The sequence below is a fragment of the Butyrivibrio sp. X503 genome, assembly GCF_003625475.1.
Taxonomy (GTDB): domain Bacteria; phylum Bacillota; class Clostridia; order Lachnospirales; family Lachnospiraceae; genus Butyrivibrio.
This window is the reverse complement of sequence record NZ_RAIQ01000004.1, coordinates 230,458-253,550: the sequence shown is the minus strand read 5'-3', so window position 1 is coordinate 253,550 and position 23,093 is coordinate 230,458. Positions and strand designations below refer to the sequence as shown.

Genomic DNA, 23,093 nt, shown 5'->3' with positions numbered 1-23,093 from the left:
TATGGCGGATAGTGTCTGATTTGTTCTGATGACCTATCCGTTTTTTATAGGTTAGTTGCATTGTGTAAATGATAGTGCAATATGCACAATAAATTTCTTGTGTGTGGACATGATTTTTGAATTATCCGTTCTCATAAATGAGTAAAATTAATTTTATTTTTCTCATTTATGAATAGAATAAAAACGTCTTCTAAGCCTCTAAAAATCAAGGATTTTGGCTATTATGTGAATGGTTTTTTGTGACGGGAAATTGTAAAATTAACATATACTAATTAACGGAAAGGTGGTGAGAGTTATGAGTGATAATAAGGCAACATCAGCTAATCCTGCAAAAGATTTTCCATTCATACATGCAAGTCTTTTGGTTGTAAAACTCCTTTTGGATGGCATTATGAAAAATGAATCGTACAAGAGGTGCTATAATGAAAAATTTGCTGCTGAAATAGTTGATATGAACAATGCTGCGCAAGATGCTATGCAGGAATTAATTAATATGATTTTTTCTAAAGCTGAAATGCGCACGTCTCATAGTCTTCCAGCATTTCATTACATTAATGAAGTGTATTCAAATTGTCATAAGGATTTGAAGAAAAAGATGCTTGAGGAGTATGAATCACTTGTAGATCTGGTTGATTGAATTTGTTTTGATTTTCGAGTTTTTTATTACGAGTTTTATTCTTTCGAGTTTATTATAACGAGAACAATATTTTTCGAGATTTTATATAACGAGTTTGCGATGGCGTTTGCTGTCGCTTTTTTATTGTCCTAACGATATTTTTGCAAAGTATTTGCTCATGTTTTTGCTTTGCGTTTTGTTTAGGAGCTTTGGCTCCGATGGATAAGAAGCCGTCTCGTCTATGACGAGCACGAACAGCGTGATGTGTTAGGGGTTCTTATCCTGTTTTGGATATTTGGCTCATGATTCTGAAATACAATTGCCAAATGTCTATAAAGCTAGTGAAATCGGGCTCTGCATATTTTACACACACTGAGCAAAAAAGCGTGTAATGTTTTCAACAAGGGAACTGAAAGCTTTAAAACTCGGGCCATAGTTTACCTCAATAATTGAAAAGAGTGACACGTGGTGTAAATACATATATTTGCTTAAGCTGACATCTCAGGGGCCCCTCTTAGGGGGATAGAGATGCTTTATTTTTTTGTTGGAATTATAAAAAAGATAGTTTGTTATAAGGAGGAATTGGTTGATGCAATTATGGGTGAAGAGTTATACTTAATTTGCATATATTTTTTCTGTATTCAGTTTCTATTTGTGTAATTTACCTCATGCAGAGGAAAAAATGCATGGAAAAAAATGTGCAAGCGCTAAGTATCGACAAGAAGTACTCTATCTCGGTTGAGGAAGCCTGTGAGTATACAGGCATCGGTGAAAACACAATGTATTCTCTTATCAAAAGAGAGGGTGCAAAGTTTTGCTGCCGAGTTGGTGATCGCAAATGCGTTATCATCCGCCATAAGTTAGAGGAATTTCTTGATAGTCACTATGACTTAACAGCTTAGCAAGGAGAGCCAGAGGTTTGCCTCTGGCTTTTCGTTTATGGTGTGATATAAGGCTGAATATACAGCGATTTAGCTCGACATTTTTTGGGTTATATGTTAGAATTTTACGTTGTATTTTTGGGCTCTTTTTTAGATTTTTTTGTTTATTGAAAACAGAAAGGAGCTGAACTATTGGGCAAGGATCTGAAAGGGCACGAGCTTGGAAAAGGCTTAACCCAAAGGAAGGATGGAAAATACTCAGCTAAATTAAAACTTCATACAGGTAAACGTCCAGAGAAGACTTTTGATTCGCTTGCGGATGCTAAGCAATGGCTTATTGATGCACGTTATAAAGATTCTCACGAAGAAATATCACATAATCCGGGCATTACAGTGCAAGAATTGTACGAAGACTGGATTGAAATGAAATCTTCAGGGCGGCGCCCCAATACCGTGAGGAATTATCGTGAGAGATTCGAAAGAAACATCTTACCTGAAATAGGACGTATGAAAGTTGTAGATGTACGAGGAAGAGATTGTCAGAAGATTCTTGATGAAATGTATAGGCAGATTCCTGATGGCCCACGAGGGAAGGGTTATTCATATTCCACTATGGAAAAGGTTATGGATTGCCTTCAAATCTTTTTCAAGTATGCTGTTCTTGAGAGGGTAATCACAATATCACCTGTGAGCAGTAATACGGTTTCGATTCCCAAAAATCCGAATCCAACTAAAGAAGAAGTTGAAGAGGACGCAAAGAAGATTGATTTCTTTACGGTTGAAGAAGAGAAAAGGTTTATTGAGGTTGCTAAACATTATTCTAATTACCCAGTATATCGCCTGATTCTCGAATTAGGGCTTAGAACTTCTGAGATTATAGGTTTACAGTGGAAGTATGTAAATCTTAAAAAACGTGAACTTAAAGTTGTTACGACTCTTGAGAATAGATATTCTCAGGGAGGATGGACATGGGGACCACCTAAAACAAAGCATGGTAGACGTACAGTTAAGTTGACTCCTGTGGCTGTTGAGATTCTTAAAGGTGTAAAAGAAGGAAGATGTAATATCAACGAAGAGACACCAGAGGAATTTAAGGATTTAGTGTTTTTGAATCGTACAGGATTCCCTACTAAAAACAGTACATATAATGCTGACTTAGTTAAGTTGTGTAAAAAAGCAGGCGTTAAGGTTTTGTCTATGCATGACCTTAGACATACCATGTGTACTCGTTATATGGAACGTCCTGGGGCTAGTGTTAAGGCTTTAAGTCAGATGGTTGGCCATAAGAGTACAAATATCACTTACGACCTTTATGTCCATAATACTGATGCAACTCTTGAAAGAGAGATGGAAGCATACTCAAATTATTTAGCTGCTCAGTTGGGTGAACGAACCATTAAAGATGAGATAGAGGTTTCGCCTGAAGTTAAAGCAAGGATTAGAGCGGAGTATAAAGAAGAACTTCTTGCTGAAATTGAAGAAGAACTTAGAGAAAAAATACTAAAAGAACTAAAAGAAAAATAAAGTCTTTGATATCTTGATATGGCATATTATTGAAAAAATGTCGGAGAAATGTCGGAGATTTAGAATATAAACGAAAGGAATCCCTTAAAATAAGGGATACAGGTATATAATCATGAAGCTCGGAATCGTGGGACTTCCCAATGTCGGAAAGAGTACTCTTTTTAATTCACTTACAAATGCAGGAGCACTTGCTGCGAACTATCCTTTCGCAACCATTGACCCTAACGTGGGTGTCGTTGCCGTTCCGGATAACAGACTTAAGCAGCTCGGTGATCTTTATCATTCCAAGAAGGTGACACCTGCTACTATCGAGTTCGTTGATATCGCCGGACTTGTTAAGGGTGCATCCAAGGGAGAGGGACTCGGAAACCAGTTCCTTGCCAACATTCGTGAGACTGATGCGATCGTGCACGTAGTAAGATGCTTTGAAGATCCCAACGTTGTTCACGTAGACGGAAGCGTAGATCCTGCGCGTGATATAGAGACGATCAACTTAGAGCTTGTTTTTGCTGATCTCGAGGTCCTTGAGAGAAGAATAGCCAAGGTTTCCAAGACAGCCAGAATGGACAAGGCTGCGGCCAAAGAGCTTGAGACTTTAAATAAGATCAAAGCGGTTCTCGAAGCAGGCAAGATGGCAAGAGAGCTTGAAGTAGACGATGTCGAGGAGAAAGCATTTATCAACACTCTCGATCTTCTTACATGGAAGCCTGTGATCTATGCTGCAAACGTTAAGGATGAGGATCTTGCTGACGACGGAGCATCCAATCCTTATGTTAAGGCGGTAAAAGAGCTTGCTTCAAAGTCAGGCAGCGAAGTATTCGTTATCAGTGCTCAGATTGAAGCTGAGATCTCAGAGCTTGATGAGGATGAGAAGGCTGAGTTCCTTGAGAGCATGGGACTTACAGAGTCAGGACTTGATAAGCTCATCGCAGCAAGCTATAAGACTCTCGGACTTATGAGTTTCCTTACATCAGGTGAGGACGAGACAAGAGCTTGGACTATCAAGATCGGAACAAAGGCACCTCAGGCAGCAGGTAAGATCCACACTGACTTTGAGAGAGGCTTCATCAAAGCTGAAGTTATCAACTATCAGGATCTTCTTCGTGAGGGCTCAATTGCAGCCGCTAAGGAAAAGGGCCTTGTACGTATGGAAGGTAAAGAGTACGTTGTTCAGGATGGCGACGTGATTCTCTTTAGATTCAACGTTTGATCGTTACACATTATTAAAGGGGAGAAAACACTATGCCGGACATAATGGAAAAAATGGACATTGCGTTTCCCAATCTCAATATTTATCTTCGCAATGTGCCTAAGAGTTTTACTGTTTTCGGATTTGAGATAGCTTTATACGGAGTTATAATCGGATGCGGCTTTTTATTTGCACTTCTTCTTATAGCAAAGCTTGCGAAAAAGACCGATCAGAATCCCGATGAATACTGGGATCTTGCGATCTATCTCATTGTCTTTTCGATAATAGGAGCAAGAATTTACTATGTTCTGTTTGCGTGGGATTCGTATAAGAGTGATCCGATAAGTGTTCTTTATATAAGAAACGGCGGACTTGCGATCTATGGCGGAGTAATAGCGGGATTCCTTACGGTATTTATTTATTCGAAGATTAAAAAGAAATCCTTCCTTCGCTATACGGATACGATCATGCCGGGACTTGTGCTTGGACAGGCTATCGGAAGATGGGGCAATTTCACCAACAGAGAGGTGTTCGGAGAATATACGAACGGCCCCTTTGCGATGAGACTTCCTCTTGAAATTGTAAGAGCTAGTGACGTTTCTGAGCTTATGAGAGAGCATATGAGCACTGCGACCAACTATGTTCAGGTTAGTCCCACATTCCTTTATGAATCACTTTGGAATGTTGCTCTTCTTATAATATTGCTTCTATATATTAAGCGTAAGAAGTTTGACGGCGAGATGACTCTTTTGTACCTTGGAGGCTATGGCCTCGGAAGAGCATGGATCGAGTTCGTGAGAACAGACCGCTTGTATATTGCGGGCACACATATTCCCGTATCCATGGCACTTGCTATCGTGTGCGTGGTATTTGCCATCGTATGCGAGATCCTTGTGAGGGGCAAGTTTGTGAAGGTAAAGGCTCCCACGGAGAATACTGAGGAAAAAGAATCTTCAGAAGAAAAGAAAGAAGAATAATGATAAATAAAAAAGGGCCGGCCTCTTGGAAAAAGAGGTCGGCTCTTTTTGATGTTCATACAATATTACTTAATGCTGTCGGAAGAAACAGAGTATTTCATGATTTTTTCTTTATCAAATAAGACTCTCTCTACGAGGCGATTATTGCTATGCTTATTCGGATCTGTTACAAAGAATCCATCTTCAGTGACTCTGTCTTCATTAGGATAGAGGGTGAGGTATACGTAGACAACATCATCCTGTTTACTCATGATTCCACGAAAAGCCGGTCTGGCGGTGGGAGAATCGTTTCCGTTTCCTTTTAAATAGAAGATACCTTCATAAACTCCGTCGCCGTTAAGGTCGGCGTATGATATATCTCCGATAGTCATAGGAGTTTCGATGTATTCATAGGTCACACCGTCTGATAAGAGCTTACTGAAAGGGATCTTTCCGGTTGCATAAAAGTATTCTTCGTCGGCAACCGCATTCACGGTACCATCATTGGCAATGATATCTGTGAAGAAATTGGGATCATTATCCGGGTAAGCATACTCCTTGCTGTCCGCTGTGACAGGATCGGATGAGATCACCTCATACATTTCGATGGGATAGGTGTTTTTTGATTCATATGAAGTAAGGTAATAGGATCCCGGTATTATTTCATCCGGAATCTTGTACTTACTGGATTCATCTTCGGTATCGACCGTGCCTTCATAAAGTGATTCTGAAGTTATCTTTCCGCCTTCCAAAGTGAGTTTGCTGTAATCATCCTCTTCTAAGTAAGCAAGATGGAGCAGGACCCCGTTTTCGCCGGGAATAGCACATAGAGAAGTGAAAGCTGTATTAATATCTTCTATGAATTTCGCAGCGTCATCTTCGTATGTGTAAATCTTTGAGTGAAAAACGTCTTCTGATGATCCGTACTCTATAAAGAGTTCCGGAGTTCCGTTTTTGTCAATGTCATATATCCGATAATAGCTTATGGTATCATCCGCAGATAATTGCTCCTCGGTTTGTATCTTCTCATTTTCACTTTTAATAAGATCGATATAAGCCTTCTTATAACCGCTGTATGAAACGGCTGCAGTATCCGCATTTTCTGTGTTTGTTACAGCACTGTTTCCGTCTGTGCTTGCTGCTTCAGTTGTCGTTACATCTGAGCTTGCCGCCTCAGTTGCCTTTGCGTCTGTGCTTGTTGGATCGATCGCTGGAGCGCTTTCCCCTGAGCAGGCGCTGAGCGTAAACATAGCTGCAAGCGCAAATCCGATTGCTTTGCTTCTCATAATCTTTCCCTCTTTCTTTCGTAATAAATTTTAAGCGTCCCTAATAGGATAACGCATCATGAAGTATTCGAAAAGACCTACTTAAATTTACGAATTTTTTTCAAATTAAAGGTTGTTAAATAAAAATTTATAGTCTATAATGGGGTTAAGTGGTAAAAAGTGTTAAAAAGTGGTTGAAAGTGGTAGAAAATAATTGGGAACAGCATTTAGAGGCGAATACAGTCATTCCATTGACGCCAAGGGAAGACTCATAATTCCTGCTAAGTTCCGTGAACTCCTTGGTGAACAATTTGTGGTTACCAAGGGATTTGACGGTTGTCTTTTTGTGTTCGCTCAGGAAGGCTGGGACAAGTTCGAAGAAAAGCTTCAATCACTGCCCATGGACAAGCCGGAGGCTCGTATGCTGGGACGTTTCTTTATCGCCGGAGCCATTGACGCTGAGACGGATAAACAGGGAAGAATACTTATTCCCGCCAATCTGTTACAGCACGCAGGTATCGAGAAAGAGGCTGTTATCGCCGGAGTCGGAAACAGAGCTGAGATCTGGAGTAAGACTGAGTGGGAGAAAGCAAGCTCTTTTGAAGATATAAATGGAATAGCGGCTAAGATGAGCGAGTACGGCTTGAGCATCTAAGCTATGCGAATGGCGGATCGTAAGGATGCATAGATGGAATTCAAACATTATTCGGTACTTCTTGAGGAATCGCTGGAAAATCTGAATATAAAGCCCGACGGGATATATCTCGACGGAACGCTTGGCGGTGGAGGACATTCCTACCACATAGCAAGCAGATTGTCCGATAAGGGACATCTGTACGGCACAGATCAGGATGAAGATGCAATAAAGGCCGCAAGCGAGAGACTATCAGAGTTTGGCGACAAAGTCACCATTATAAGAGACAATTACGAGAACGCTGTTTCAAGGCTCAGAGAACTGGGAGTTACCGGCGTAGACGGGATCATACTTGACCTTGGAGTTTCATCTTATCAGCTTGATAACGCTGACAGAGGATTTACCTATAAAGAAGATGTTCCGCTCGATATGAGAATGGACAGAAGGCAGCCGCTTACTGCCGGCAATATAGTCAACGAGTATTCGGAGACGGAGATTTTCCATATAATACGCGATTACAGCGAGGATAAATTCGCCAAGAATATAGCCAAGCACATATGCATGGCAAGAGAGAAAGCTCCGATAGAGACAACCTATCAGCTGAACGAGATCATAAAAGCTGCGATCCCCGCCAAGATGAGGGAAAAGGGAGGACATCCTTCCAAGAGAACATATCAGGCACTTAGGATCGCACTTAACAGAGAACTTGATGTTCTCAAGGATTCGCTCGACGGATTCATAGATTTCCTTAATCCGGGCGGAAGGTTATGCGTTATAACTTTCCATTCGTTGGAAGATCGTATAACCAAGACCAATTTTAAAAAGAATGAGAATCCTTGCACGTGTCCTCCGGAATTTCCGGTTTGTGTATGCGGCAATGTCTCAAAAGGAAAAGTTATTACAAGAAAGCCTATTCTTCCAAGTGAAAAAGAGCTTTCAGAAAATAAAAGATCACAGAGCGCCAAACTAAGGGTATTCGAAAAGGCAAAGTGATCGGGGAAACTGTTAAATATACGTATTAAAAGGCATGACATCATAAATGGAAAGGAGAGAGAACATGGCACAGTACGTACGCGGCAACGCAGCAAGACAATTAAATAACGCACCCGCATATGAGCGCAGAAGAGTTCATGTTCACGATCCTTTACATCAACACAGAAGACGTCACCACATGAGCCTTGGATATCTTTTGTTTTTGTCGCTTGCAATGGTACTCATGGTCGGAACACTGGCTTGGTACATTTCCTTGCAGTCACAGATCACAAACAGCGTTAAAAACATAGCAACGCTCGAGAGTCAATTAAATAATTTGAAACAAGATAATGATGAAGCGTATAATAGAGCTAATGGCAACGTCGACCTGGAAGAAGTTAAGCGTATTGCCATACAGGAATATGGTATGACTTATGCTACGGACGGACAGATAGTCACATATTCCGACGGAGGCGGTAATGATTATGTAAGACAGATTGCACCGATACCGCAGACGGAGAGTAAGTAATAAGGAAACGCTTTTTAAAATGAAACAGAATGCCCGTGTAAAACAACAGAAATTTACTATAGGAATGAAGAAAAAGCTGGTAGTGCTATTTGTAATTGTGCTACTGGCTTTCGTTGGGTTAGGAGTCAGACTCATTCTGATCACCAAGAACAACGGTGAGGAATATGAGAAACAGGTGCTTTCACAGCAGCAATATGACTCTGTTACCATTCCTTTCAGAAGAGGAGAGATCAAGGACTCCAACGGTACTGTTCTTGCTTACAGTGAGAAGGTATACAATGTTATCCTTGACGCCAAGCTCCTTCTCAGAAGTGATAAGTATGTGGATCCTACGGTCAATGCGCTTGTTAAGTACTTTAAGCTTGACGGAGGTGAGATCAGGAATTACTTGAGTGAGCACCCGACTTCTCAGTATTATACATTGGCCAAAAAGCTTGAGTATGATCAGGTCGCTCCTTTTCAGGATCTTATGACACCGGGAACCGATACCTATGACGAGAATATCCAGGGTATATGGTTCGAGGACAATTATATAAGAAAGTATCCAAACGGAACTCTTGCGTGCGATGTTATCGGTTTTACAACAGGTGACAATATCGGAACTTACGGACTTGAGGAGTATTATAATGACACGCTCAGCGGAACCTTGGGAAGAGAGTACGGATATCTTGATGATGATTCCACTCTTGAGAGAACAACGATTCCGGCTACTGACGGAGACAGCATTGTAACAACGATCGACGGTAATCTTCAGACTATCGTTGAGAAATACATTAAGCAGTACAATGATGAACATGCAAATAACGCTCGTCAGGGCAATGGCGCCAACAATATCGGTTGCATCATGATGAACGTTAATAACGGTGATATACTTGCAATGGCGAGTTATCCCAATTATGATCCCAATAATCCGAGAGATACCTCCAAACTTATCGGAATGCCCATGGTGGATGCAAAAGGAAAGCTCGTACCGGGCGAATCGGATTTTGATTCCGGTGTATATATCACTCAAGAGATGCTTGACGGTTTTTCCGACGAAGAGACTTACAGGCAGCTCAATGCTCTTTGGAAAAACTACTGCATCAGTGATACATATGAGCCGGGATCGGTATCCAAGCCTTTTACAACAGCTACAGGACTTGAAACCGGGGCTATTACAGGTAATGAACACTATAACTGTAACGGCTCGTTGGAGATCGGTGATTGGAAGATCCACTGCCATAATACATACGGTGACGGCGATGTTTCAGTTGAACGCGCGATTGAGATTTCATGTAACGTAGCGCTTATGCATGAGGCGCAGGCAATCGGAAAAGAAAAGTTCACCAAGTTCCAAAAACAATTTGGTTTTGGCCTTAAGACCAATATAGATCTTGCCGGAGAAGCAAGAACGGAAAATATTGTCAAAAAGCCTGAAGAGATGACACCGACGGATCTTGCGACCAATGCTTTCGGACAGAACTTTGACTGTGACATGATCGAGATGATCACTGCTTTTTCTTCGCTTATCAACGGTGGTTACTACTACGAGCCTCATATGGTAAAAAAGATTGTTTCAAGCAGCGGATCTACTATTAAAAATATAGAACCCAGAGTGCTCAGGCAGACTATTTCTCCGAGTACTTCCGAAAAGATCATTCAGTATTGCAATAAAGTTGTAGCGGGTGACGAGGGTACAGGTAAGACCGCAAGACCCGCAGGTTATATGATCGGCGGTAAGACCGGTACAGCGCAGACGCTTCCCCGTGGAAACAGACAGTACGTTGTATCATTCATGGGCTATGCTCCTGCAGATCATCCGGAGATCGCTATCTATGTTGTTGTGGACAGACCAAATGTAGCTTTGCAGGATGATGCCAAGAACGCAACATGGATCGTTAAGAGAGTTCTTACAGAGGCTCTTCCTTATCTAAATTATCAGATGACTGAAGAGATAAACGAGAAGGAGCAGGCAGAGCTTGATGAGATTCGCGCCAATATGGTAACTCCCACACAGCCGGCCGGGGAAGGTGAAGCTGCGGAGGGCGAGGAAGCAACCGGAGAAAATACCGAAGGTGAAAAGGCGGAAGGCACTTCTGAAGAAGGTAAAGCCGGCGAAAAGAAAGAAGATGCCGAAAAGCAGAAGAAAGACAAGAAAGAAGAGAAAGAAGACGACACCAATATTTGGGAGTCATTTGACGTAGACGAGACAACAGGGTATTATATTGACCCGAACACAGGTAATCTTGTAAACCCCGAAAACGGAAATGAAATGGGCGGGGATGATTTGCCTGATTTCACGGGAGCACCTACAGCAGAGGCTTCCGAAGGAAAGAGTAGTGAGTGATTTATATATTTTGTGAGGTTTTATCGTGAGTAGTTATGTTTTGAGAACGTTTATTCCTGTGGTCGTATCATTTTTGATAGCTGTAGTTTCAGGACCTACTATCATAAATGAACTTAGAAAGCTCAAGGCAGGACAGACTGAGAGAAAAGAGGGACTTGCATCCCATCAGAAAAAGACAGGAACACCTACAATGGGAGGAATTATCTTTCTCCTTCCGCTTCTGGTAGTAGGGCTTTTTTACGCACCCACTCATAAGGAAGTTATACCCGTTCTCATTCTTACATTTGGATTTGGATTTTTGGGATTTCTTGATGATTTCATCAAAGTTGTTAAAAAAGACAATTTGGGACTGCGAGCTTGGCAGAAGTTCCTCGGCCAGTTTGTTGTTTCTATGATATTTGCTTTTTATATTGAGAGTTGTACGGATCTTTCGCTTGCAATGAGAGTTCCTTTTACCGATAAAATGCTTGATTTCGGATTCTGGAATATCCCTATTATGTTCTTTATCGCGATCGGAACAGCCAACGGCACCAATTTTACGGACGGTGTTGACGGCTTATGTGCATCGGTGACAGCCGTAGTTGCGGGATTTTTCGGAGTTGCCGCTATAGCATACGGAAGCGACGGAGCACAGGTGGTATCTTGTGTAATGCTTGGAGCTCTTTTGGGCTACCTTGTATATAACGTATATCCCGGAAAAGTCATGATGGGCGATACCGGCTCACTTGCTATCGGAGGCTTTGTGACGGGAATAGCATATGTTCTTCAGATGCCGATCTTCATAGCGATAGTTGGATTCATCTATATGTTTGAGGTTATTTCCGTAATGCTTCAGGTATCATATTTTAAGCTTACTAACGGAAAGCGTATATTCAGAATGGCACCCATACATCACCATTTTGAAAAGGGCGGATGGTCAGAGACCAAGGTCGTTAACGTGTTTACAACAGTCACAATTCTTTTGTGCCTGCTTGCATATATTGGACTGTAATCAGAGGTAGATGTAATGAAAACAAGTGATATTATTGGCAAAAACGTATTGGTCATTGGTTCCGGACTTTCGGGCGTCGGATCGGTGAGCCTGCTTAACAAGGTGGGAGCAAAGCCCATTGTTCTTGAAGAAAACAAGTCTTTGACAGTGGAAGACATTAAATTAAAGCTTCATGAGGAAGACAGAGATAAGACAGACGTGATCGTAGGAGAGATAAGCGATGAGGTTCTTGATGAGCTGGTTTTGGTGGTTCCAAGCCCTGCGGTTCCTCTTGATTCACCTACTGTACTTCGTATTAAAGAAAAGAATATTCCTATCTGGAGCGAGATAGAGCTTGCCTATAATTTTGCAAAGGGCAAGGTGGTTGCGATAACGGGAACCAACGGAAAGACAACAACAACGACACTTGTCGGTGATATAATGAAGGCTCAATTCGGAAATGTATACGTTGTGGGAAATATCGGCGTATCCTATGCGGAGAGCTCACTTCTTATGGATGATTCATCGGTTACGGTCGGAGAGATCAGCTCTTTTCAGCTGGAAGCGGTTGATAATTTCCATGCCAATGTGTCTGCTATATTAAACGTTACACCCGATCATCTCAACAGGCATCATACTATGGAATGCTATGCTGCGATGAAGGAGAACATCACCAACAATCAGACTAAGGACGATACCTGCGTTCTTAATTATGATAATGAATATACAAGAGATTTCGGAAAAAGATGTCCCGCCAAGGTGGTATTCTTTTCAACAAAAGAAAAGCTTGCGGACGGTCTTTTCCTTGACGGAGACGAGATATACATGAGCACAGCGGGTAATGCCGTAAGCGTCATGAATATCCACGACATGAATCTTGTCGGACTTTGCAATGTGGAGAACGTAATGGCTGCGATAGCAATGTCTCTTGCCATGGGCGTTCCTATGTCCACAATCCTAGAGGTTATAAGAAACTTCAAGGCTGTTGAGCACAGAATCGAGTTTGTTGCCACAAAGAATGGCGTTGATTACTACAACGATTCCAAGGGAACCAATCCGGATGCTGCAATTCAGGGAATCAAGGCTATGAGTAAGCCTACCATCCTTATAGGTGGCGGCTATGACAAGGGCAGTGAATACGATGAGTGGATCGAGAATTTCGGAGATAAAGTTAAACTCCTTGTTCTTATCGGTCAGACCAAAGAGAAGATAGCAGAGTGCGCTAAGAAGCACGGCTTTAATGATTTTGTATTTAAGGATACTTTTGAAGAGGCACTTGAGTTCTGTACTCAGAGTGCAAATGAGGGCGATGCGGTTCTTCTTTCACCCGCATGCGCAAGCTGGGATATGTTCCCCAATTATGAGACCAGGGGTAAAAGATTCAAAGAATACGTTTGCAAATTATAATATTTTGTGGCGAGGGGTTGTTTTGAACAGGATCAGAGCACTTAGAAAACCAAAAGAAGAGTCATACATTGATTACAGTTTGATATTCATCATACTGTTTCTTTTGGCGTTCGGACTTGTAATGGTGTATTCCACAAGTTCTTACGAGGCTAACCTCGATCTCGGCGATTCCTCATACTATTTCAGACATCAGCTTGTTTCTACGGTTATCGGACTTGCGGCGATGCTTATTGTTTCTTACATACCGTACAGATTTATCGCCAAATTTGCTTTTCCGATATATGTGGCCGCTGCCGTGCTGATATTGCTCGTTATTCCTTTCGGAAAAAGGATCAACGGTGCGAAGCGTTGGATCTTCATCATGGGTATGTCGGTTCAGCCCGCGGAGGTCGCGAAATTCGCCGTTATTGTTTTTTCTGCGGTGCTTATCATCAAGCTTAGGAAAAATCTTTTGACTCCCAGAGGATATTTGACGGCGCTTGCTTTTCCGACACTTTATTCCTTGCTGGTGTACGGAATCACAAAAAACCTGAGTTCCGCGATCATTATCATGGGAATCACGGTCGTTATGCTGTTTATCTCTACTCCGGGATATAAAAAATATATTATAGCCGCTCTTTCGCTTGTCGCAGTCGTAGCGGTAGCGGTTATCATTATAGTTAATGCAGATCATTCAAGCGGAATGAACTACAGATTTGAGCGAGTTCTTGCGTGGATAGATCCCAATGCACATGCCAGCGGAAAAGGATTCCAGACATTGCAGGCTCTTTATGCCATAGGTTCCGGAGGAATATTTGGTAAGGGACTCGGAGAGAGTATGCAGAAGATGGGATTTATTCCCGAGGCTCAGAACGATATGATATTCTCTGTTATCTGTGAGGAGCTCGGACTTTTCGGAGCAATCGCTGTTATGCTTATGTTCCTTCTTCTTATCTGGAGACTCATGATCATTGCAAACAATTCACCTGATATGCTGGGAGCACTTCTTGTTATCGGCGTTATGGGACATATTTCCATTCAGGTTATTCTTAACATAGCGGTTGTTACCAATACAATTCCCAACACCGGAATAACACTTCCGTTCATAAGCTATGGTGGATCTGCAGTTATTATTCAGCTCGCTGAGGTCGGGCTGGCCCTTAATGTTGCAAGAAATATAGGAAGATAAATAATGGCAAGAAGACGCAGAAAAAGAGCATCCTCTGTAAGGAGACATGTGTTTCATAACGGGTGGCATATAAAAGACTCCATCAGAAATAACAGGAGTCTTTATATTATTGCACTGATCATTCTTGCTGTTTTTGTGATAATAGTCGGCGTTATTAAATATATCGCGGACAACTATACAATAACCAATGTCTATGTTAACGGAAATAAGCACTACACCGATGAAGAGATCGTCGAAATGGTAATGACGGACAAGTTCTGTAAGAATTCGATGTATCTGTCTTTTAAGTACAGAAACAAGAGTATCAGAGACATTCCGTTCATAGAAAAGATGGATGTGGACATAATCTCACCCGATTCCGTCAAGATCAATGTCTATGAGAAGGCTGTTGCCGGCTACATTGCTTATCTTGGCCATTACATGTATTTTGACAGAGACGGAATAGTGGTCGAAAGTTCTTTTGAACCGTCGGACGATGTCCCGCAGGTTATGGGCCTTTCCTTCGACAGCGTTATAATTCATGAAAAGCTCCCTGTTGAAAATGGAGAAATTTTTGAAGAAATTTTGGACATAACTCAGCTTCTTGAAAAATATGAGCTTAACGCGGACAAGATTTTTTTTGACAGCGAATACAACGTATACCTGTACTTCGGAGGCATTGAAGTCAGCATAGGAACCAAGGATTATATCGACGAGAAAATTATTCAGCTAAAAAATATTCTTCCTAAGCCCGAACTCGAAGGAAAGTCAGGAATTATCGAGATGAAAGACTATGATGAAGATACAAAAAACATCTCTTTTAAAGAGAAAAAACAATGATATTTTTGTTTTTTTGGATTAATTATCGAACAAAAAAACGGGTTGATAATTGGTTTAAAAAATCGTATCATTGATAACAGGAGTTTATAGGTCGTGAAGGAGGAGTCGTTTTGCTCGAGATAAAGTCAAATGATGCGGAATCTGCCTGCAAGATCATCGTTGTCGGGGTCGGTGGCGCAGGTAATAACGCTGTTAATAGAATGGTAGATGAGAATATAAACGGTGTGGAATTCATCGGTATAAATACAGATAAGCAGGCTCTCCAGCTCTGTAAGGCACCCAAGCTTTTGCAGATCGGTGAGAAGCTGACCAAGGGACTTGGCGCAGGTGCTAAGCCTGAGATCGGTCAGAAGGCTGCTGAGGAGAGTTCCGAGGAGATTTCGGCTGCTCTTAAGGGCGCGGACATGGTGTTCGTTACCTGTGGTATGGGTGGCGGAACCGGTACAGGAGCTGCTCCCGTTGTAGCTAAGCTTGCAAAGGATATGGGTATTCTGACTGTAGGCGTTGTAACCAAGCCCTTCAGTTTTGAGGCTCGTGTTCGTATGCAGAATGCTATGCTCGGCATACAGAATATCAAATCGAATGTAGATACACTTATCGTTATCCCTAACGATAAGCTTCTTCAGATAGTTGACAGACGTACAACAATGCCTGACGCACTTAAGAAGGCCGATGAGGTTCTTCAGCAGGCTGTACAGGGAATTACTGATCTTATCAATGTTCCCGCTGTTATCAACCTTGACTTCGCCGATGTTCAGACAGTTATGAAGGATAAGGGCATTGCTCATATCGGTATCGGTTCAGGTAAGGGTGATGAGAAGGCTTCCGAGGCCGTTAAGATGGCTGTTGAGTCTCCTCTTCTTGAGACCAAGATTAATGGCGCTTCCAGTGTTATTATCAATATTTCCGGTGACATCACTCTTCAGGATGCATCAGATGCTTCCGAGTATGTTCGCCAGCTTGCAGGAAATGATGTTAACATCATCTTCGGTGCTATGTATGATGAGAATCAGCAGGAATCATGTACGATTACTGTTATTGCTACAGGTATTGACGACAAGCAGATCAATACACCTGTGAAGCCCGTTGCTTCAGCGACAGCTTCACCTGTTGCAGCTACGGTAGCTCCTCAGCCTCAGGCTGTTGCAGCACATGCTCCTGTGGCTCCCGTTACACCTGTAACACCTATTCAGCCTACAATCTCACCTATCGGTGTTTCATCAGCTGATGCTTCTGCAGCAGCTGCGGCAGGTCCCAGACCTACACTTGGAATCAGCCGTCCCAGTGAGATCAAGAGCACAGTAGAGCCTAAGTCTCTCAAGATTCCTGATTTCTTACAGAGAAAATAATTAGACAATACGCCCTCCGCTAAAGCGGAGGGTATTTTTTTAAGTAATCACCAGACTCGGTTTTATCGAGTCGTGGTGTACTACTTAGTTCTGGCAAGCGAATGCGAGAGCAGAACCTCTTTTTTTTTATGCAAAATAATGATACAATAACTGGTAGAAATGCGTGTATTTGCGGCAATATATTGTGGCTTATTTTCGCAATACCGCAGTGCACATCAAATGTCATTTTGTTGAGATGGAGGATTTGGTATGAAATGCCCATTCTGCGGAAAAGATGATACAAGAGTAATCGATTCAAGACCTGCGGATGAGAATACATCGATCAGAAGAAGACGTGTATGCGATTCCTGCGGGAAGAGATTTACGACATATGAGAAAGTGGAGACTATTCCGCTTATTGTTATAAAGAAGGGCGATGTGCGTGAGCCTTACGACAGAGCCAAGATCGAAGCCGGTGTATTCAGAGCTTGCCACAAGAGACCGGTAAGTGCTGAGCAGATCACAAAGCTTGTTGATTCTGTAGAGACCGAAGTGTTCAATATGGAGCAGAAAGAGATACCAAGCCGTGCTATCGGTGAGATAGTAATGGACAAGATGAAGAACTTAGATCCGGTCGCATATGTAAGATTTGCTTCCGTATACAGAGAATTTAAGGATGTAAATACCTTTATGGACGAACTTAAATCTGTTCTTCGAAAAGAGGCTGACGGAACTATTACAGATACAACAGATAAGAACACTCCGCTACTTAAGAAAGAATGACTTGGAAGCCTTGACAGAGACTTGTCAAGGCTTTATATTTTATCAGTAATGGCATTGCCAATGCCTATAATTCAATAAGGAGGAAGATTTTTAACATGATTAAAAGAAGTATTGGCAGAAAGGTAGGCTGCCGTCTTCTGATGGTTGTGTTGACAACGCTGACTGTTGCATTGAGCGGCTGCTCAAGTGACAAGACAGGAGATTCCAAGAAACCGGAAACTGAAGCTGCACAGGCAGATAATCAGGCCGGAAACGCGGATGATCTTTCTAAGCTTATCGTTGGTATACCTCAGGATTTGGATAGTTTTGACCCTCATTATGCGACGGGGGCAGGAACCAAAGAGGTTTTGTTTAACATATTCGAGGGACTTGTTAAACCCGATGAGAACGGTAATCTTAACCCTGCTGTAGCCAGTGAGTACACAATATCGGAAGATAATAAGGTATATACTTTCACACTCAGAGACGGAATCAAGTTCCACGACGGCTCCGCTGTTACAGTAGAGGATATCAAATATTCTATCGACCGTAACGCAGGCGCTGACGGAAGTGAGCCGCTTGTTTCTTCTTTTTCCAACATAGACAGTGTGAATATACTTGATGACAGTCACGTAGAGATAGTGCTTAAGGAAGCTAATTCCGAGTTCCTTACTCAGCTCACGGTTGCTATTATTCCCGCATCCAACGAGCATCCCGAGAACAAGATCATCGGAACGGGCCCTTACAAGTACGTATCAAGCGCACCACAGGAGAACTTTACAGTAACAGCATTTGATGATTACTGGGGAGACAAGGCATATATCAAGGACGTAGTTTTCAAGATCGAATCCAACGCAGATGCGGTTGTTATGGATCTTGAGGGCGGATCAATCGATATGTTCGCAAGAATTCCCAGCTCACAGGTAGCTCAGCTCTCCGATAAATTCGAGATCTACGAGGGAACAATGAACCTTGTACAGGCTCTTTACCTCAACAATAAGGTTAAGCCTTTTGATGATGTGAGAGTTCGTCAGGCACTTTGCTATGCGATCGATCCCAAGGAGATTATGGATTTTGTTTCCGACGGAGCGGGCGTTGAGATCGGAAGTGCGATGTATCCTTCATTCGGTAAGTACTTCATGCCTGAGCTTAACGATGTTTATAATCAGGATGTGGAGAAGGCGAAAGCTCTTTTGACAGAAGCAGGATATCCTAACGGATTTGAGTTTACGATAACTGTTCCTTCCAACTACAAGCAGCACGTTGACACTGCTCAGGTTATCTCCGAGGAACTCAAGGCAATCGGCGTAACGGCCAATATCCAGGAGATCGAGTGGAACTCATGGCTCTCTGATGTTTACAATGACAGAAAGTACGAGTCAACGGTTGTAGGTTTTGACGCATCAACACTTTCAGCTGCGGCTCTTCTTGCAAGATATGAGACAGATGCAAGTAAGAACATGTTCAACTTCAGCAGCGAGGCGTTTGATAAGGCTTATGCGAACGCGCAGGCCACATCGGATGATGCCGAGAAGACCAAGTACTACAAGGAATGTGAGGAAATCCTTGCAAAAGAAGCTGCAAACGTATATATTCAGGACCTTCCTGAGTTTGTGGCACTCAACAAGAAGTTTACGGGATATGTTTTCTATCCCCTTTATGTACAGGATATAGCTAAGATCAGACCTGCACAGTAAATACGACATACAATGGATCCGGGGCAATGTCGGATTCATAAGAAGACAAAAGAATGCGGGGAATACGCGTATGAAATATATCATTAAAAAAATTATTTCCATGATAATTACTTTAGTGGTGGTTTCTCTATGCGTATTCCTCGCTTTTAGTATTATTCCGGGAGATCCGGCACTTAGGATGCTCGGAACGGAGGCTTCTCCCGAGCTTATCGCTCAGACAAGAGAGAGAATGGGTCTTAACGATCCCTTTTTTATCAGATATTTCAGATGGTTTACGGCTTTTCTTCACGGTAATATGGGCACGAGCTACAACTATAGTGTTCCCGTATCCGGCATGATCCTTGGCAAGATTCCGATCACGCTCACGATGGCCGTAATGTCTTTTTTACTTACAATCTTGATCTCAATTCCCTTCGGTATTATCACAGCCAAGCACGAGGGTGGTATTCTCGACAGAGTTATCACGGTGTTCAACCAGATAGTTATGGCGATTCCGCCTTTCTTTTCCGGAATTCTCATAAGCTTTGTGTTTGGAATGGTGCTCAGATTATTTACTCCCGGGGGATTTATCTCATATAAGGACGATTTCGGCGGATTTATCAGGTATCTGATCTTTCCGGCCGTTGCGGTTGCGCTTCCCAAGATAGCAATGACGGTTAAGATGCTAAGGGGCAGCGTTATAGATGAGGCGGCAAAAGATTATACGAGAACCGCCTACAGCAGAGGTAACAATACTAACGGAGTGCTGTACAGGCACGTTTTAAAGAATGCGCTTATTCCTGTAATCACCTTCCTTGGAATGGTGCTTGCGGACATGATCGCGGGAAGTATCGTAATTGAGCAGGTTTTCAGCATACCAGGAATAAGCAGGATACTTCTAACAAGTATCAGCAACAGAGACTATCCGGTTGTTGAAGCGATAATCATGGGCATTGCGATCGTGGTTATCGTGACCAATCTTTTGGTTGATATCATTTACAGAATAATCGATCCGAGAATAGGCATTGAAGAATGAAGAACTTAAAAAGGACTTTTAAAAAGATAAAAAAAGACCCATATATGTTGTTTGGGCTTATAATAACCGGAATTATCCTTTTGATGATAATTGTCGGTCTGTTTTGGATGCCTTACGAACCGACCAAGATGAGTGCGTCCGAAAAGCTTCAGGGAATCTCTTTTAAACATATCATGGGTACCGACAACATGGGACGTGACGTGTTCAGCAGGGTTATGTACGGAAGCAGGGTAACGCTCCTTATAGCGATCGGAACCGTTACGATCGGTGCGGTGCTTGGTACTGCGATCGGCGCGCTTACAGGGTATTTCGGCGGCGTGTTTGACGAAGTTATCATGAGAGTTATCGATGCTCTTTTTGCATTCCCCAGCATCCTTCTTGCACTTGTAATTGTCAGTGTTTTCGGAACGGGATGGGTTCAGCTTCTTATGTCACTTGGAATAGCGTTTATTCCAAGCTTTGCCAGGATCGTAAGGGGCGAAGTGCTTAGGTGCAGGAACATGGACTATGTTGCGAGCGCCAAGCTTCAGGGCGTATCTGATGTCAGGATGATATTTGTGCACATACTTCCAAATATCAAGGGAGTTATGGCTTCTTCTATACTTATCGGTTTTAACAATGCAGTGCTTGCGGAAGCGGGACTTAGCTATCTCGGTGTAGGTTCGCAGCCTCCTTACGCAAGCCTTGGAAAGATGTTGTCGGATGCACAGCAGTACATGTTTACAACGCCGAGCTATTGTCTATGTCCCGGTGTTGTTATTGTGCTTATGGTGCTTGGTTTTTCATTCTTGGGAGAGGGGCTCAGAAGATGGGAATAATACTTGATGTAACTGATCTTCATATTGAATTCCACGATCACGACGAGCCTGAGACGGTCGTTGAGGATTTTGACCTTATGCTTGAAGAGGGCGAGATCGTCGGTATTGTCGGAGAGTCCGGTTCCGGAAAGAGTATGAGTGCTCTTGCGATAGCGGGGCTTCTTAACAGACATGCTCTTAAAAAGACAGGAAGGATCATGTTTAACGGCGATGATCTTCTTACCTGCGACAGAGCGACGCTCCGTTCTTATCAGGGCGATGAGATCTCTATGATCTTCCAGGAGCCCATGACGAGCCTTAATCCGGTTAAAAGAATCGGCTGGCAGGTTGAGGAATCTCTTTTTATCCATCATCCCGATATCGATAAAAAAGAGCGTAAGAAAAGAGCGATAGAGATGCTTAAGGCGGTTGGACTAAATGATGCCGAGAACATCTACTACATGCATCCGCATGAGCTTTCCGGCGGTATGAGACAGAGAGTCATGATCGCGGCGGCCATGATCGGTAATCCCAAGATCCTTATTGCGGATGAGCCCACAACGGCGCTTGATGTCACGGTTCAGGCGCAGATCGTCGAGCTCCTTAAAAAGATTAACAAAGAGAGGGGAACCTCTATCATATTCATATCACATGACCTTAGCCTTGTAAGCCAGCTGTGCGAGAGGGTTATAGTCATGCAGAAGGGCAATATCGTAGAGAGCGGAAAGACTTCAAGAGTCTTTTCAAATCCGACGGATATTTATACCAAGAAGTTGATCGCTGCCATCCCTAAGATTGATATCGGAGAGTAATATGGGCGAAACGGTACTTAGAGCAAAAGACCTAAATGTCTTTTACAAAAACAGAAAAAGAAAGCTCTTTTCGGGCAATAAAAAGGTGCAGATTCTTCACGATGTCTCTTTTGAGATGGGAGAGGGTACGGTTCTTGCTATCGCGGGAGAATCGGGCTGCGGTAAGTCTACGCTTGCGCGCGCCATTGTAGGCATAAACAAGGACTACACGGGCGAGCTGTGGCAGAAATATGAAGGCCCGCAGATGGTTTTTCAGGATCCGTACAATTCTCTTAATCCGGCCAAAAAAGTAGGCTGGCTTTTGGAGGAGCCTCTTAAAGTCGACAAGACGAGGAAGTGGACCAAGGAAGAGCGCCTTGCCAAGGTAAAAGAGATCATGAAGGAGATCGAGCTTCCGCTTGAGATGCTTGAAAGATATCCTTCGCAGTTATCGGGCGGACAGAGGCAGAGAGTCTGCATCGGAATCGCGCTTATGAGAGAGCCCAAGCTCCTTATCGCGGACGAGCCGGTATCGGCTTTGGACGTTACGATACAGGCGCAGATCATGGAGCTTCTACGTTCGCTACACAAGAGACTTGGCATTTCCATCATATTTATCTCACACGACCTTCGCGTAGTGTACCAGATAAGCGACTGTGTGATGATCATGAAGAATGGAAAAGTGGTAGAATACGGCGAAACGAAGGACGTGTATCGTAATCCTCAGGCAGAGTACACAAAAGAGCTGCTTAAGGCCGCGGGAATCAGGAAGTAAAGGCGACATCCTATTTTCTTCCGAATTTACGGTATTATATCCTGAGATGCTTGTTTTCGCCGCATAGCGATTTGCTTATAATTCAAAAACAGGAAAATGTCTCATTTCGTGTTACTCATTGAAATCGACATTTTCCTGTTTTTTCATTGAGCAAATCAGCCATGCGTACAAGAACTGCACATCTCAGAATATAATACCGTGAATCCGAGAAATAAAAGGATGTCATATAGCAAAGCTAATTCTGATATATTTTTTCACAACTTCAATCTTTTTTCTTGCAAGGGAGAAGCAATAAGTGATACTATGTTAATAAGTTATTCACATATACGCTTATAATATTAAAAGGAAGGATAGGGGAAATGTCTGAAAATAAAGTCTTCATGGACACGAATGTCTTTACGGAGATTGTCGATTCTATTGGCACCTCCGCGTCTAACTGTGTCCTTTCCGATTCAGTACTTAATAACAAAGAAATCTGGGACAATCTTGCTGTGGGCAAGAAGATGACGAAGCTTTTAAAGGATGTCGTTAAGTCTTCGAAGGCCTACAACGCAGAATCGGCAGTGGTGCTACCTACTGCTTTTATTAAGCTGCGCGACAGCATGATAAGAGTCGATAAAGTCGCAAGTGAGAGTTTAGAAGTTGATGTAGATAAGAATTAATGGGGAATAA

22 protein-coding genes are annotated in these 23,093 nt (G+C 42.6%); 21 read left to right on the top strand and 1 reads right to left on the bottom strand.

Annotated elements, in window-relative coordinates; all coding sequences use genetic code 11:
* Positions 1–295 precede the first annotated feature (295 nt).
* The 5 genes from D6853_RS09000 (at position 296) to lgt (ending at position 5,187) form a co-directional block, all read left to right on the top strand.
* On the top strand, positions 296–637 hold the full coding sequence (locus tag D6853_RS09000; RefSeq protein ID WP_120657674.1) for a hypothetical protein: 342 nt from the start codon (positions 296–298) through the stop codon (positions 635–637).
* A 647-nt stretch (positions 638–1,284) separates the two neighbouring features.
* The gene (locus D6853_RS15640) at positions 1,285–1,518 is read left to right on the top strand and encodes an excisionase (RefSeq protein WP_120657673.1); all 234 of its coding nucleotides are present in this window, start codon (positions 1,285–1,287) and stop codon (positions 1,516–1,518) included.
* 171 nt (positions 1,519–1,689) lie between these two features.
* Positions 1,690–3,021: a tyrosine-type recombinase/integrase gene (locus tag D6853_RS08990; protein ID WP_120657672.1), complete on the top strand. Its 1,332-nt coding sequence runs from the start codon at positions 1,690–1,692 to the stop codon at positions 3,019–3,021.
* A 112-nt stretch (positions 3,022–3,133) separates the two neighbouring features.
* Positions 3,134–4,231 carry a redox-regulated ATPase YchF gene (gene ychF / locus D6853_RS08985; protein WP_120657671.1) on the top strand — a complete coding sequence of 366 codons (1,098 nt, stop codon included), beginning with the start codon at positions 3,134–3,136 and terminating at the stop codon, positions 4,229–4,231.
* Between the two features lie 32 nt (positions 4,232–4,263).
* Positions 4,264–5,187, top strand: coding sequence for a prolipoprotein diacylglyceryl transferase (gene lgt, locus D6853_RS08980; RefSeq protein ID WP_120657670.1), 924 nt, complete (start codon positions 4,264–4,266; stop codon positions 5,185–5,187).
* A gap of 65 nt (positions 5,188–5,252) precedes the next feature.
* On the opposite strand, the gene D6853_RS08975 is transcribed toward lgt, so the two are convergent.
* Positions 5,253–6,452, bottom strand: coding sequence for a hypothetical protein (locus D6853_RS08975; RefSeq protein ID WP_120657669.1), 1,200 nt, complete (start codon positions 6,450–6,452; stop codon positions 5,253–5,255).
* 193 nt (positions 6,453–6,645) lie between these two features.
* On the opposite strand from D6853_RS08975, the gene mraZ reads away from it, so the two are divergent.
* The 16 genes from mraZ (at position 6,646) to D6853_RS08895 (ending at position 23,083) form a co-directional block, all read left to right on the top strand.
* Positions 6,646–7,086, top strand: a complete 441-nt coding sequence (gene mraZ / locus D6853_RS08970) for a division/cell wall cluster transcriptional repressor MraZ (RefSeq protein WP_120657668.1) — start codon at positions 6,646–6,648, stop codon at positions 7,084–7,086.
* 33 nt (positions 7,087–7,119) lie between these two features.
* The gene (gene rsmH, locus D6853_RS08965; RefSeq protein WP_120657667.1) at positions 7,120–8,058 is read left to right on the top strand and encodes a 16S rRNA (cytosine(1402)-N(4))-methyltransferase RsmH; all 939 of its coding nucleotides are present in this window, start codon (positions 7,120–7,122) and stop codon (positions 8,056–8,058) included.
* A gap of 64 nt (positions 8,059–8,122) precedes the next feature.
* Complete coding sequence (locus D6853_RS08960) at positions 8,123–8,566, top strand: cell division protein FtsL (RefSeq protein ID WP_120657666.1); 444 nt, start codon at positions 8,123–8,125, stop codon at positions 8,564–8,566.
* 19 nt (positions 8,567–8,585) lie between these two features.
* The gene (locus D6853_RS08955) at positions 8,586–10,892 is read left to right on the top strand and encodes a peptidoglycan D,D-transpeptidase FtsI family protein (RefSeq protein WP_120657665.1); all 2,307 of its coding nucleotides are present in this window, start codon (positions 8,586–8,588) and stop codon (positions 10,890–10,892) included.
* Positions 10,893–10,917: 25 nt separating this feature from the next.
* Complete coding sequence (mraY, locus tag D6853_RS08950; RefSeq protein ID WP_120657664.1) at positions 10,918–11,883, top strand: phospho-N-acetylmuramoyl-pentapeptide-transferase; 966 nt, start codon at positions 10,918–10,920, stop codon at positions 11,881–11,883.
* Between the two features lie 15 nt (positions 11,884–11,898).
* A complete protein-coding gene (gene murD / locus D6853_RS08945) occupies positions 11,899–13,269 on the top strand; it encodes a UDP-N-acetylmuramoyl-L-alanine--D-glutamate ligase (protein WP_120657663.1) in 1,371 nt (456 codons plus the stop codon).
* 22 nt (positions 13,270–13,291) lie between these two features.
* Positions 13,292–14,437, top strand: coding sequence for an FtsW/RodA/SpoVE family cell cycle protein (locus tag D6853_RS08940; protein WP_243108322.1), 1,146 nt, complete (start codon positions 13,292–13,294; stop codon positions 14,435–14,437).
* 3 nt (positions 14,438–14,440) lie between these two features.
* A complete protein-coding gene (locus tag D6853_RS08935; protein WP_120657661.1) occupies positions 14,441–15,256 on the top strand; it encodes a cell division protein FtsQ/DivIB in 816 nt (271 codons plus the stop codon).
* 110 nt (positions 15,257–15,366) lie between these two features.
* Positions 15,367–16,605 carry a cell division protein FtsZ gene (gene ftsZ / locus D6853_RS08930; RefSeq protein ID WP_120657660.1) on the top strand — a complete coding sequence of 413 codons (1,239 nt, stop codon included), beginning with the start codon at positions 15,367–15,369 and terminating at the stop codon, positions 16,603–16,605.
* Between the two features lie 249 nt (positions 16,606–16,854).
* Entirely contained in the window at positions 16,855–17,367 is a 513-nt protein-coding gene (gene nrdR, locus D6853_RS08925) for a transcriptional regulator NrdR (RefSeq protein WP_092249718.1), read from the top strand.
* 95 nt (positions 17,368–17,462) lie between these two features.
* Positions 17,463–19,043 (top strand): ABC transporter substrate-binding protein, encoded by a 1,581-nt coding sequence (locus D6853_RS08920; protein WP_120657659.1) that lies wholly within the window; start codon positions 17,463–17,465, stop codon positions 19,041–19,043.
* Between the two features lie 70 nt (positions 19,044–19,113).
* Entirely contained in the window at positions 19,114–20,058 is a 945-nt protein-coding gene (locus D6853_RS08915) for an ABC transporter permease (RefSeq protein WP_120657658.1), read from the top strand.
* Positions 20,055–20,876 carry an ABC transporter permease gene (locus tag D6853_RS08910; RefSeq protein ID WP_120657657.1) on the top strand — a complete coding sequence of 274 codons (822 nt, stop codon included), beginning with the start codon at positions 20,055–20,057 and terminating at the stop codon, positions 20,874–20,876. The genes D6853_RS08915 and D6853_RS08910 overlap by 4 nt, the downstream gene beginning before the upstream one ends.
* Complete coding sequence (locus tag D6853_RS08905) at positions 20,867–21,667, top strand: ABC transporter ATP-binding protein (RefSeq protein ID WP_120657656.1); 801 nt, start codon at positions 20,867–20,869, stop codon at positions 21,665–21,667. The genes D6853_RS08910 and D6853_RS08905 overlap by 10 nt, the downstream gene beginning before the upstream one ends.
* Before the next feature lies 1 nt (position 21,668).
* Positions 21,669–22,421, top strand: coding sequence for an ABC transporter ATP-binding protein (locus D6853_RS08900; protein ID WP_120657655.1), 753 nt, complete (start codon positions 21,669–21,671; stop codon positions 22,419–22,421).
* Positions 22,422–22,780: 359 nt separating this feature from the next.
* Entirely contained in the window at positions 22,781–23,083 is a 303-nt protein-coding gene (locus D6853_RS08895; protein ID WP_120657654.1) for a hypothetical protein, read from the top strand.
* Positions 23,084–23,093: the final 10 nt, after the last annotated feature.